Origin of the sequence: Syntrophothermus lipocalidus DSM 12680 (genome assembly GCF_000092405.1) — a bacterium.
Taxonomy (GTDB): Bacteria; Bacillota; Syntrophomonadia; order Syntrophomonadales; family Syntrophothermaceae; genus Syntrophothermus; species Syntrophothermus lipocalidus.
This window is the reverse complement of record NC_014220.1, coordinates 1,649,626-1,662,139: the sequence shown is the minus strand read 5'-3', so window position 1 is coordinate 1,662,139 and position 12,514 is coordinate 1,649,626. Positions and strand designations below refer to the sequence as shown.

At 50.5% G+C, this 12,514-nt stretch carries 12 protein-coding genes and 1 other RNA gene; 11 read left to right on the top strand and 2 right to left on the bottom strand.

The annotated features are described in order from the left end of the window. Positions 1-11 precede the first annotated feature (11 nt). The 4 genes from SLIP_RS07895 (at position 12) to SLIP_RS07880 (ending at position 3,986) form a co-directional block, all read left to right on the top strand. Positions 12-1,037 carry an HD-GYP domain-containing protein gene (locus SLIP_RS07895; RefSeq protein ID WP_013175754.1) on the top strand — a complete coding sequence of 342 codons (1,026 nt, stop codon included), beginning with the start codon at positions 12-14 and terminating at the stop codon, positions 1,035-1,037. A 126-nt stretch (positions 1,038-1,163) separates the two neighbouring features. Beyond that, positions 1,164-1,577, top strand: a complete 414-nt coding sequence (locus tag SLIP_RS07890; RefSeq protein WP_013175752.1) for a hypothetical protein — start codon at positions 1,164-1,166, stop codon at positions 1,575-1,577. 26 nt (positions 1,578-1,603) lie between these two features. Further along, complete coding sequence (locus tag SLIP_RS07885) at positions 1,604-3,508, top strand: aldehyde ferredoxin oxidoreductase family protein (RefSeq protein WP_013175751.1); 1,905 nt, start codon at positions 1,604-1,606, stop codon at positions 3,506-3,508. A 139-nt stretch (positions 3,509-3,647) separates the two neighbouring features. Next, a complete protein-coding gene (locus SLIP_RS07880) occupies positions 3,648-3,986 on the top strand; it encodes an HU family DNA-binding protein (RefSeq protein ID WP_013175750.1) in 339 nt (112 codons plus the stop codon). A gap of 113 nt (positions 3,987-4,099) precedes the next feature. On the opposite strand, the gene rnpB is transcribed toward SLIP_RS07880, so the two are convergent. Continuing rightward, positions 4,100-4,522: RNase P RNA component class A (rnpB, locus tag SLIP_RS12220), an RNA gene on the bottom strand. A gap of 204 nt (positions 4,523-4,726) precedes the next feature. On the opposite strand from rnpB, the gene SLIP_RS07875 reads away from it, so the two are divergent. The 3 genes from SLIP_RS07875 to SLIP_RS07865 all read left to right on the top strand — a co-directional run bounded on the left by SLIP_RS07875 (position 4,727) and on the right by SLIP_RS07865 (position 7,621). Continuing rightward, positions 4,727-5,005 carry a hypothetical protein gene (locus tag SLIP_RS07875; protein WP_013175749.1) on the top strand — a complete coding sequence of 93 codons (279 nt, stop codon included), beginning with the start codon at positions 4,727-4,729 and terminating at the stop codon, positions 5,003-5,005. Between the two features lie 311 nt (positions 5,006-5,316). After that, positions 5,317-5,841: a molybdopterin-guanine dinucleotide biosynthesis protein B gene (gene mobB, locus SLIP_RS07870; protein ID WP_013175748.1), complete on the top strand. Its 525-nt coding sequence runs from the start codon at positions 5,317-5,319 to the stop codon at positions 5,839-5,841. Next, positions 5,834-7,621 (top strand): ASKHA domain-containing protein, encoded by a 1,788-nt coding sequence (locus SLIP_RS07865; protein ID WP_013175747.1) that lies wholly within the window; start codon positions 5,834-5,836, stop codon positions 7,619-7,621. Before mobB ends, SLIP_RS07865 begins: the two co-directional genes overlap by 8 nt. Before the next feature lie 3 nt (positions 7,622-7,624). Here the strand turns inward: SLIP_RS07865 and SLIP_RS07860 are convergent, their stop codons facing one another. Continuing rightward, complete coding sequence (locus SLIP_RS07860; RefSeq protein ID WP_013175746.1) at positions 7,625-8,941, bottom strand: DUF1015 domain-containing protein; 1,317 nt, start codon at positions 8,939-8,941, stop codon at positions 7,625-7,627. 132 nt (positions 8,942-9,073) lie between these two features. On the opposite strand from SLIP_RS07860, the gene SLIP_RS07855 reads away from it, so the two are divergent. Genes SLIP_RS07855 through SLIP_RS07840 form a run of 4 tightly spaced genes read left to right on the top strand, consistent with a single transcriptional unit; the run spans position 9,074 to position 12,510 of the window. After that, positions 9,074-9,844, top strand: coding sequence for a histidinol-phosphatase (locus SLIP_RS07855; protein ID WP_013175745.1), 771 nt, complete (start codon positions 9,074-9,076; stop codon positions 9,842-9,844). 40 nt (positions 9,845-9,884) lie between these two features. Continuing rightward, positions 9,885-10,892 (top strand): sodium:calcium antiporter, encoded by a 1,008-nt coding sequence (locus SLIP_RS07850; protein ID WP_013175744.1) that lies wholly within the window; start codon positions 9,885-9,887, stop codon positions 10,890-10,892. 17 nt (positions 10,893-10,909) lie between these two features. Continuing rightward, entirely contained in the window at positions 10,910-11,371 is a 462-nt protein-coding gene (locus SLIP_RS07845) for a RidA family protein (protein ID WP_013175743.1), read from the top strand. 38 nt (positions 11,372-11,409) lie between these two features. Next, positions 11,410-12,510: an MFS transporter gene (locus SLIP_RS07840; RefSeq protein WP_041432891.1), complete on the top strand. Its 1,101-nt coding sequence runs from the start codon at positions 11,410-11,412 to the stop codon at positions 12,508-12,510. Positions 12,511-12,514 lie beyond the last annotated feature (4 nt).

Sequence of the window (12,514 nt, the reverse complement as noted above, 5' to 3'; positions counted from 1 at the left end):
ATTGGCAGGGAATGAAGAGGGTTAGCATAGACAAGCTGGAGCCTGGAATTGAGCTTGGCAAAGATTTGTATACCTTCGATGGTCAACTGCTTCTGGCCAAAGGAACAGTAGTTACCGAAAGACACTTAGAACGCGCAATCAATCTGGGAATACAGTATCTTTACATATTAGAGCCTAGTGGCGAAGTAGTTAGAAGAGAAGATTTTGAGACCATGTATCGAAGAGGATTGGATGCCATCAAGTCTTGTTTTCTTGAGGTTAAACTCGGAAAGCCTCTGCAAGAGGAAGAGATAGTGGGGTTGGTTGAGACATTGGTGGAACAAGTCTTAGACGAGGCCAACATCTTCAGACAGCTTCGCTTGATGAGGGACAAAGATGAGTATCTTTTTACCCACTCCCTGAACGTGGCAGCCCTATCTATTTTGACTGCCAAATGGCTTAAGTGTGATGCTGAAACCATAAGAGAAGCAGGAATAGCCGGGATACTCCACGACATGGGCAAGGTGTTTATTCCCCAAGAAATCTTGAACAAGCCGGGGCCGCTGACCCCAGATGAATTTGAAGAGGTGAAGAAACACCCGCTTTCGGGGTACAATCTGGTTTTGGAATATGACTGGGTGGCGCCAGCGGTGGCAGAGGCGGTTCTGAAACATCACGAAAGACTAGACGGAAGCGGATATCCAGCGGGTTTGACCGGTGATAGAATTGGGTTCATAGCTAGACTCGTCATGGTGGTTGACATTTATGATGCTATGACTTCTGACCGGGTGTATGCTTCAAAGCAGACGCCATACAAGGCCGCCGATGAGCTGTGGGATGAATCTTTTGGCAAGGTGGATCCTAAGGTCTCTAAGGTCTTTTATGATAGGGTCGCTGATTCTTTCGTAGGACAGCGGGTGCTTTTGTCCAATGGCGAGATTGGAGAGGTCGTGTTGGTAAACCGTAGTTGCCCTACACGTCCCTTGGTGCTGGCTGGAGACAAGTTCTACGATCTATCGATGGAGAGTGATATCAGAGTGGAAAGAATTCTCGATTAGAGGTGGGTTAAAGATGAACATTACTATCAAAGAAGTCTTACTAACTTTACTGGCTGCCTTCTTGCTGTATCTGACAGCAGTGGGGTTGGGTATGAAGGGCACTAAGAAGAAGCCGGGAGACGGGGAGTGAGAAAGGTGGAGCTTTATGAAGGCAAAAATAATTATGATAACTTTGGGAGCAACCAGGTTAACGGAGCGGTGCTAAGATTTGACGGTGAGCGGGAATTATCCATAACTTTTTACAGCAGTAAGAACCACGATCGATGCCAGGTCGTGCTGGACTGGGAAGAAGAGATCAGGTCCTTCCGGCAACTATTCGAGGAACTTTATCACCGAAAGGGAAAACAGTGTAAGTTATATCCTGACGACTTCCGGGGCTTGATGATGAGAGGAGCATATTCAACCCAAGGTTTTGAGCTGACCTTTCTCAAGAATTACCAGTGCGTGCAAGTAGTAATGGGCTTAGAAAAGGCGGACGCTTTTTTGGCCGGTGTGGAGAAGCTTTTTGCTCATCCGGGTGAATACCGGTTGGAGTGGTGACCGGGACCAAACAGGAGGGGTGATAGATGGAAGGTTTATGGGGCTATGCAGGAAAAATGTTGGAGGTGGATCTTTCTGCCAATAAGATTAAACAGAGACAACTGAGCCCGCGGTTTTGCCAAGAATGTTTGGGAGGAACAGGTTTTAACGCTCGCATCGTGTACGATGAGGTCCCTCCCGGAGCTGACGCTCTGGGACCTGATAATGTCTTGGTTTTCAGCGTGGGTACTTTGGTAGGTTCACCCTTTCCTACGGCTTCCCGGACCGAAGTATCGGCTAAGTCTCCGATTACAGGCTTATTTGGGACTTCCAACTCTGGTATGTTTTTCGGACTGGGACTAAGAAAATGTGGATATGATGGGGTTATAGTAAAAGGGCAGGCACCGAGCGGGGTGTATCTCTTGATAGAGGATGAGCGAGCAGAGATTCGAGATGCATCTGACCTGTGGGGCAAGGACGCGTGGGAGTCCTTGGACATTCTGAAGGCCCGTCACGGAGAATGCCAAGTGGCTCTGATCGGTCCTGCCGGAGAAAACCTGGTAAAATTCGCATCTATTGAAAACGGATATTACGACGCTTGGGCCCGTACAGGGCTCGGTGCGGTGATGGGTTCTAAGAGGCTTAAAGCGGTGGTAATCAAAGGAAACCAACGGGTGAAGATTTGCCAGCCGGATAAGATGTTCGAGGTTGCCAACAAAGCCCGGGAACTAATACAGTCGTCGCCGTTTTTCGTTCCGTTCAAGAGTTATGGTTCGATGAATGCCGCTATTCCTTATGGTAATTTCAACGCGCTAGCAGCCCACAACTTCACCCAGGGTTGTCTGCCTGACTGGCATCAGGAATTTGCCCGATCCAGGGTCGAAGGCTTTATAAAGAGGAACGTGGCTTGCCACGCGTGCATCATAGCGTGTGCTCATTGGGTAGAGATAAAGGATGGTAAGTACCGGGGACTGCGGATGAAGGACATGGAAGTGACACCGGTCGTATCTTTTGGCTCCCAGGTAGGGCTGAAGCTCGAGGCTGTAGTCAAGGCTTGTGAAATGGGGCAGAGGCTGGGGATGGATATGGTTAGCGCAGCCGGGGTGATTGCCATGGCCATTGAACTATTCGAGCAAGGGTTTCTATCCAGGGAGGAAGTTGGGTACGATCTGGCTTTTGGTGATGATGAAGCTGTGCTAAAGCTCATGCACGACATTGCTTACCGTCAAGGGATAGGCGACGTTTTAGCAGAGGGAACTAAACGTGCAGGTCACCGTTTGAGAGGCGGCGAAGAAAGAGCCATGCATGTAAAGGGCCTGGAGCTGCCAATGATTGACCCTCGGGGCAGGTGGTCAACCTGGACCTTGGGGATGCTGACCAACGTAAGGGGTGGGGACCATCTTCGGTGTCGAAACCCGGTAGAAAACTTGCGTTACAACGAGAACAGGTTTGAATATCAAAAAGAGCGGTTTGGGCTGGGGCGCAAGGTGTACCAAGAACTAGATATGCCACGTGGATTGAAGGAACAGACGATAGATATCGGAGATGATACCGTGGATGTCGCCCTTATGTCGAAGTGGGCCGAAGACCTGATTAACCTTTTTAATTCGGTTGGGGTTTGTATCCGACCGCCGGTATTACATGGGGTTGGGCCAACGGTGCTAGCTGAAGCATATACCGCGTTTACCGGACTCGAGATGACTCCGGACGCGTTGATGCTGGCGGCGGAAAGGGCATGGAACCTGATGAAGCTTTTCAACCTCCGGGAAGGCGAAAAGCCCGAAGACTCGGCATTTCCGCGCCGCTTCTACGAACAGAGAGTTAAGGGCAATGCATTAGATGAAGAAAAGACCCGAGAAGTTTTGAAAAAGTATTACCACGCTCGGGGCTGGGACCCCGAAACAGGAAAGCCAACCGAAGAGAAACTCCGCCAATTAGGGATAATTTTTTGACAGGGAAGGATGGAATCCCGAGGAATTGGTGATACTCTAAAAAAAAGTAGAAAAATATCGCTTTTAAAGAAGGAATTACGGACTTTGTGATGAATGGTTAAGATCAGGCCGAAAAATCTTACCAAGGGAGGATTATGCTGTGAACAAAGCGGAACTTGTCAAGTCATTGGCGGAGAAGGCTGGGGTAACTCAAAAGGAAGCCGGAAAGGTACTCGATGCTGCTGTCGCTTCGATTCAGGAAGCTTTGGCCGGCGGCGACAAGGTCCAGATTATCGGCTTTGGGACTTTCGAGGTGAGGAATCGTAGGGCAAGGAAAGTCATCAGCCCGGCTACAGGAGAGGAAATCGAAGTTCCAGCTACTCGTGTCCCCGCTTTTAAACCCGGAAAATCCCTTAAAGAAGCAGTGGTTATCAAGGAGGAACCCAAGAAAACGGGCAAAGGCCCTAACAAATCTAGGACGTCCAAGAAGAAGAAATAGGAAAACCGCGTAGACAAATAAACCGGGCTTTGACAGCCCGGTTTTTGCTGCTAAGGTAATAGGGATGCTACAGTGGGGCTTCCAAGAACTCATTGTAGTATCCCTAAAAAACCGGTGCGAGCAAATCTATAAGCGGGGTTCTGTATTAGATAGCCATCTATCTAGGATGCCAGTTGCCTGACACCTCCAGCGACCTAACCCGGAAGCGGAGCGGGCCACTCCATAGCTTCCCTATTTGGTCTTGCTCCAGGTGGGGTTTACCGAGCCAGTTAGTCGCCTAACTGCTGGTGAGCTCTTACCTCACCTTTCCACCCTTACCCGGCACTCAATGCACAGTTCAATCCTGTTAAGATGCGCATCGTAACGCAACACGGGAGGAGGTCCTTGAATTCGTTTGAACCGTACATTGAGTGCCGGGCGGTTTGTTTCTGTGGCACTATCCTTGGGGTCGCCCCCACTGGGTGTTACCCAGCACCTTGCCCTGCGGAGCCCCGACTTTCCTCGAGGTGTAACCTCGCGGCTATCTGATTTACTCGCACATAATATATTAACACCCTGGAGCACATACAATCAACGAAACTTCAAAAAAATATCTCAAAACAAGAAGGAAATCGGGTCTTCGTGGAGAAATGACTATTGGATAGTAAAGGAACGGTCCTAAGCTTGTGCTGAGCAGATTGAGTGGCTATTATATGGGGGTTTGATCAGCAATCAGTATTTAGAACAAAGGAGGTGACAAGATGGAGAACTGGTTTGTAACGGCTGCCATGGAATTCGGTATCGTAGTAATCGGGCTTATACTCTTCGGAAAGTTCTGTAGTTGGTCGAAGAAATTCTCCCTGCCTGGCAAGCTCAAGCTTTGGACTTATATTTTGTTGGGTTTGGGTGTGATCGGTTTTAATGTGTGGTACAAAATAGCAGAGAAGGATGTCACACAGATGCCAACGGTACTCGTGGTGTCTCTGGTGTTCGTTATATTCTTCTCGTTCGTTCTCATGGCTGAGACTAAACAGGAGTAACAAGAAAAAGCGGCTTATTCAGGCCGCTTTTTTATTTGAGTGTGCCTTTTGTTTTCTTGAAGCTTTGTCGACGTTTTCTTTACCGAAAGAGCAGCACTTGCTGCAGATCCGCAATAGGTTGGACGATCCACTCTTATCACTCTTATTCTCCTTGGAATTTTACAATTATCCGGGGCGAGAAGGCGGGGTGAGGGGGTGGTTTTGTTTTTGCTGATTTGACGTAGCAGCTGGGGATGGAATAAGATGTTGCTTGTAAAGGAGAGAAAAGAGGCTTAATATCATCCGGTATTTCGAACACGGGAGGATTACAAGTGGTTCCAGTAATCGCATTCGTGGGTTCACATAATGCAGGGAAGACGACCTTGTTGGAGAAGGTCATTTCCAGTTTACAGGATCGCGGCTTCAAAGTGGGCGTTATCAAACATGCTTTTCATCCCATCGTTTTCGAAGAAGGAAGTAAGGACAGTATGCGCCTTTTTAAGGCCGGCGCATCTTTGATGGCTGTTGTGTCGAACGAAATCGCGGTTGAGTACCGGCAGCAAGAGGGCAAGATGAGCCTTGATGAAATATTGAAGAAAGTGACGCCTGGACTCGATATCGTCCTGGTTGAGGGTTTCAAAAACGAAGACCTGCCCAAGATCCAAGTCATACGCCGCGAGGTAAGCAGCGAGCTTATGGAGCTAAACCAGACGATCGCGGTAGTGTCTGATTTTGACATCGGAGAATTACCGGTGCCCGTTTTTCAACCGAACGACAGCGACAAACTCGTCGATTTCATTATTAATTATTGTCTAAAGGGCAACCGAATTAGGAGAGCGAAGCCCGGAAATGGTTAGAGGAACTAAGTTAGAGGTTTACGTGGGTTCTCATCAGGCCGAAGAAATATGGACGTTACCGGGGCAGCTGCTCTGGGATATACTCGAGAGCCGCGGGCATCACGTAAAAGGAGAATGCGGTGGTAGAGGGACATGCGGGCACTGCTGGGTGCGGGTAGAAGGTGAAGTATCGCCTCCCGGGCCGGAAGAAAGCCGCTTCATGCTGGAGCAAGGCGTGTCGCCTGGTTTTCGGCTGGCTTGTCACTGCCGGGTGTTAGGGCCGGCGCAGGTATACTTATCTTCAATGGAACTGTCCCCATTTCTGAAAGCCGAAGGGCGTGCGCTCGGATTTGAAATCGCACCCGAGGTGAAGAGGATCAGCGGGGCTGTCCCTCCACGGACAGAAGAGGGCACTGAGACTCTTTGGGAACGCCTTGCCCAAGCCTTTCCCGAGTCTCATTTGTGCCTGACTTTCGATAATTGGAACCGGCTCAGCACTGAAGTTAGCAGGGGCGAGGTTTCGTTAAACGGCGTTGCGATCGGACCCTGTTTGGTCGAGGTGACCGCAAGCAGCACGCCCCGCGTGTTGGGAGTAGCGGTTGACATAGGAACTACCAGCCTGTATGCTGCTTTGGTTGACCTGGAAGATGGGCGACGGCTGTCGGTAGTGACTCGTGGCAATCCTCAGAAAACGTACGGGGCAGACGTGATTTCGCGCGTTAGCCGGGCCACAGAGAACAGGGGAGGGTTAACCCGCCTCAACGAGGTCTTAGTTGCGGCCGTTAATTCGATGATCGACGAACTGACCAGTTTTCACGGGGTAAGCCCTGCCGACGTGTATCAGGTGGTGGCGGTGGGCAATCCGGTAATGCTGCACCTGTTTGCAGGCCTTGATGTTCGTGGTTTTGGAGGGGCACCTTTCGTTGGGGTATTTAGGCACAGTTGGTCTGAAACAGCATCAACATTTGGGATCAGGATTCATCCCCGGGGACAAGTTAGAATCCTCCCCCAGGTCGGGGGTTTCGTGGGAGCAGACGTGGTGGCAGGTCTTTTAACCCTGGATCTGCACGGCCGAGAAACGTTTCTTTATCTCGACATAGGGACCAACGGAGAGATGGTTCTTTACCATAAAGGAGAGTGGTGGGCGTGTTCTGCAGCCGCTGGCCCTGCGTTCGAAGGCGGCAACATATCGTCAGGAATGCGCGCTGAGCCGGGGGCTGTTGACAGGGTATGGGTACAAGAAGATAAGATCCAGTTCAATGTTCTAGGAGAAGGCCCGCCGCTTGGCTTTTGTGGTTCCGGGTTGATTGACCTTGTGGCCGCTATGTTGGAATTAGGTTGGCTTAACCAGAACGGAACTCTGAGCCCAATCCAGGGCGGACCTCAGGGATCATTTGTTTTGAATGAGTCCGCTGCCCCTGAATTGAGGAGAGTAGGGATCAACCAAAATGACATCCGGCAACTGCAATTAGCCAAGGCGGCGATCAGGACAGGAGTTGACATAATGTTGGAGAGGGCGGGGCTCTCCGTATCAGACTTAGACCGGGTATACCTGGCGGGTACATTCGGCCAATACCTTCGCCCGGCCAGTATCCTTCGCTTAGGTCTCTTGCCGCCTGTCAGACCGGAAAGCATTATAGGAATCGGCAATGCAGCGGCTGAAGGTGCCATAATGGCCCTCTTATCTCGAGAAAAACAAAAAGAGGCTGACCGCCTTGCGCGTTCCATCCGCTACCTTGAGCTGGCTAGTCAGCCGGATTTTCAAGAGGTCTTTCTCAGAAGTCTGGATTTTCCAAGTTAAGCTTTAACCGCTGATGTTCTTGGCCAGGTGGTTTATGACCAGACCGGTTAACAGCTTGGGATAAAAGTAGGTTGCTTTTTGGGGCATCTTGTCACGGGCTTGGGCAACGTCTACCACTTCCTTGACCCGGGTGGGGTTGAGGAAGAAGGCGACTTGATAAAGGCCCTTGTCGACCTGTTGCACTGCCCACTGTGCGTCCTTGGTGTAAGCCAGGTATTCTTGGTTTTTGCGCTGCGAAGCCCCGATGCCCAGCATGTGGTCGAGTACGAGGTTATCGAGAACCGCAACGTCGAGCCGTTTCCAAGCCTCTGATTTATCATTCGGCAAGGCTTGTGTTATCTCGACGTTGGGCCTAAGGCTCAAGATGTACAGAACTCCGTTTTGACCATACATACCGAAAACCTGTTGATCTTCACCTTGTTCTTCCATGGCTTTAAGAAACGCTGACAGTTGGTCAGCCGAACCAAAGGGCCGAACGTTGAAATAGGAGCCGAGTTTTACCCGAAAAGCTTCCAGGTCGAAACCTTCCAGATTCTTTACCACGCGGTGAGTGGGAAGGATAATTAAACCCTGATCATACAAGTTTACCAAAGTTATCATTACGTAATCGTATCCAGGTAAGCCTTTAGCCTCCATTTCCTGGGCATATTCGAGGGCGGTCTCATACCGGTGATGGCCGTCAGCGATGAAGATCTTCTTGTCTTTTATGGCCTCGACCACAGTGCGGATGGTTTCATTATCGGTAATCACCCACAGACGGTGAGTTTCCCCGACTTCGTCGACTAGTTCAGAGGTGGGAGAAGTATCGCTTATGGCTGCTTGCAACGCGCTATCGATAGTCTTTTCTGGATCCGAATACAGCCCGAAGATCGAACTGAAATTGGCTTGGGTAGCCCGGAGCAAACGCAGCCTGTCTTCTTTGGGCTTGGACAGGGTCTCTTCGTGGGGTAGGATATTGCCTTTATCGTATGCTTCTACTTTAAGACCGCAGATAAAGCCGTTCCGGACGACGGTATTCCCCTGGATATTGAACTCCTGCTGGTAGAAGTAGAGGGCAGGTTTACTTTCATAAACCAGGATATCCTCTTCAATCCACCGTTGCATGTACTCGGCGGCCCGGGTGTAGCGGTTGTTGTTCTCATCGTCGTTGGGGAATTCGAGACCAAGTTCAAGACGGATCACGTTGGCAGGGTGCTCGGCATAGTACCGGACCTGGGCGGCTTCGTCGATTATGTCATAAGGCGGGGTGACTACAGAAGCCAGATTTGGTATCTTATTAGTGTTGTACCTTAAACCAATAAAGGGGATTATATTAGCCATGTTAACCTCCTTCGCGCGAAACCTGAACTTCGTTCCAATTGTATTACAATGGCCTTGGCGATGCAATAAATTATATTCGGTCACCGGTCAGGTTTTGATGATCAGACAATTTTGAGGCAGGGGGCTTGACGGATGCTGGTTGATTACCACGTGCACGTTCTCGCTCACGGAGAGTACGAGTACACAGAGGAGCGGATAAGACAATTCCTCGATCAGGCGCGAAGGCAAGGGATAACCGAAATCGGCCTGGCTGAACACGAAGAGTGGGGACGAAGGATAAGGCCGGAAGTCTTGGAAGTAGTGCGGATGAACGCCTCCGGTATATGCGTCCGGCAGGGGATGGAAATAGACTATAATTTTGAGCGGGAGGGGGAGATAAGGGGTATAATAAAAAAATGGGATCTCGATTTCGTCATAGGTTCGGTTCACTTTATTGACGGTTGGGGGTTTGATCGCCCCGACTCAAGATCCGGGTTTGATGGGGCTGACATCGATGAGCTGTACGAGCGGTATTTCCGTTTAGTAGCGCAAGCTGTAAGGTCGGGCTTGTTCGATGTCATCGGACACCTGGATCTCATCAAGATATGGGGCCACCGCCCGGCACGCAAGCGGGACCTCGAGTACGTGGAGCCTTTCCTGCTGCAGATGAAACGCTCGGGAGTGGTGGTAGAAATCAATACCGCTGGATTGCGCAAGCCAGTAAACGAGATGTATCCGAGCCCGAGCTTGCTTAAGGCTTTGTTCGAGGCCGACATTCCGATAACCTTTGGCTCGGATGCCCACGAACCCGGAGATGTGGGCCGGGATTTGGCGAAAGCTCGGGAACTGGCTAGACAAGCCGGTTATCGCTGGTGTGTAGGCTTTGACCGGAGACAGCGATATGAGGTCACTATAACCGATTGAGCAAGGGTTGGACAAGCAGAACCACTAGGGGGTTAGATAGGTGAACAGTGGAGTGTTGTTGGTTGTGAGCCTGGTTATTATACTTATCGGAGCCGAGATTTTCACTAATGGCATTGAGTGGTTAGGGGAAAGGCTTAATTTGTCGGAGGGAGCGGTCGGGAGCATCTTGGCTGCTGTCGGTACGGCTTTGCCTGAAACTCTAATCCCGATTATCGCGATCCTGCTGGGAGGCGAAGCTGAAGGGAAGGAAATCGGGATCGGGGCGATTCTCGGGGCTCCGTTGATGCTTTCGACTTTGGCCATGTTCGTTACCGGGGTAGGCGTAATTATCTTCAGGTGGCGGCGCGTGCACGGCCTGAAACTTCAAGTTAACAAGGATGTTATTCGGCGTGACCTCGGCTTTTTCTTAATAGTGTTCACGGCAGCAGTTTTGGTAGGCGCTCTTCCTTTGCGTCGCTGGCAGCTTATTATTGGAGTCTTCATGGTATTTTCCTATTTATGGTACGTTTACGTGACCATAACCGAAAGCAAAGGAGGAAGGGATGACGGGGAAGAACTGCGGCGCTGCTATTTTTGTTTCGGCTCCGAGTACCCCTTGTTAAGGACCATTTTGTTTCAGGTGGCGGTATCGCTCTGTTTAATAATACTGGGGGCAGACGGTTTTGTAACCGCTGTTAGAGATATCGCTCACGCGTATGGGGTACCCGCCTTCGTGCTGTCTCTGATAATTGCTCCGGTTGCCACCGAATTGCCAGAAAAGTTTAACAGCATCATTTGGGTGTCCAGGGGTAAAGACACGTTGGCTTTAGGCAACATTACGGGGGCTATGGTTTTCCAGAGTTCGTTGATACCGGCTTTGGGCATTTTTTTGACTGATTGGAGGCTCAGCGTCGGGGCTATGGTCAGCGCTCTCTGTGCTCTTTTGGCCGCAGCCGTGATGTACGTCGAGGTCACCCGAAAGGGTTACCTTAGTACTGGGACCTTGCTTTTCTGCGGAGTGTTTTATCTTGTCTTCTTGATGGGCGTTATTCAGGGTATCATACGATAGTGAGGGGGAATATGAGCATGGGAGTCGAGGAACGCTTAAAAGAATTAGGATTGGAGATACCATCGCCTCCCCGGCCTATAGCGGCTTACGTTCCTGGCGTCGTTGTGGGGGATCTGGTTTTCACCTCCGGTCAGCTTCCAACTTGTCGCGGAGAGCTGATATATAAAGGAAAGTTGGGAGTGGACTTAGATCTGGAAAAAGGGGTGGCCTGCGCCCGCCAGTCGGTTTTGAATTGTCTCGGAGTGGTTAAGTTTTTGGTAGGCAGCTTGGACCGTGTGGAAAGGGTAGTGAAAATGACCGGGTACATACAAAGCGCAGAAGGGTTCCACGAACAGCCGCGAGTATTAAACGGTGCTTCCGAACTGCTGGAAGAGGTTTTCGGCGAAGCCGGACAACATGCCCGAGCGGCGATAGGGGTTAGCAGTTTACCTCTCAATGCTCCCTGCGAGATTGAACTAATAGTGCAAATCAAATCATGAGAACCAGAGCTTTTCTTTTATTGGCAGGGGGTCACGCTTTGACCGACATGTATATCAATTTCCTGCCAGCCTTGCTTCCGGTTATGGCCCCCAGGCTCGACCTTAACCTCACCTTGGCCGGAATAGTCATCAGCGGGAGCCTGATTGCCGCAAATTTGGCCCAGCCGGTGTTCGGGTGGCTTTTTGATATTCACCCTTCATCGAGGTGGCTGGTTTGGCCTGTGGTGTTAAGTGGCTTGCTCATGTGCGCAAGCGTGCTTTCAACCGGCTACTATGTGTTTCTTGCACTGACTTTGGTAGCTGGGGTCGCGAACGGGGTATACCACCCGGCAGGCTCAACCTACACTTACCAATTGGATCCTTATAACCGGGGGGTTTTAATGTCCTTGTTTTCTTCGGCAGGAGCCTTGGGTTACGCCGTGGGGCCCGTGGTCGTCGCTTTATTGGTTGATCGCTGGTCATTAAATGCTCTCTTTTGGGCACTGGTACCAGCAGCGGTGTTTGTAATCGGGGCTTTTACAACAAGACTATCAGGTCTAAAACCGAACCCTAAGAGATGGAATATCAGGCAGGCGAGAACGGTTTTCAGAGGGGCAATATTGATCCTTACGTGGACTATGATACTAAGGGCTTGGGGGCACCTCGTTTTGAGCAATTACCTTGTTTTTTACCTGGAGAAGGCCGGGTATTCGTATCAAGCGGCAGCGAACCTTCTTACCTGGTTCCTGGCGGTAGGTGCCGTTGGGGGCATTATAGCCGGAAAACTATCGGATAGTTTGGGGAGAACCAGGATAATAGTCGTCAGCATGTTGTTGAGTGCGGTGTTCGCGGGACTTTTCTTGTATACTAACGGCCTTTGGTCGGTGCTGTTTTTGATGGCCTGTGGGCTAACCGTACATGCTCCCCTGCCTGTTATGGTTGTACTTTGTCAGGAGTATCTTCCGGAAAGTGTGGGTATAGCTGCCGGTCTGTCTATGGGTTTCGCGTGGGGCGTGGGTTCACTGGGGGCCCTGGTCAACGGTATTGTGGCTGACCACTGGGGGTTATCGGCAAGCTTTTGGGTTGCGGCTTTGATCCTGCTGGCAGGAGCTGTTTTGGCAACCGGACTTAAAAAGGTCAGAGTGATGGAAAGGGTTTAAAGTG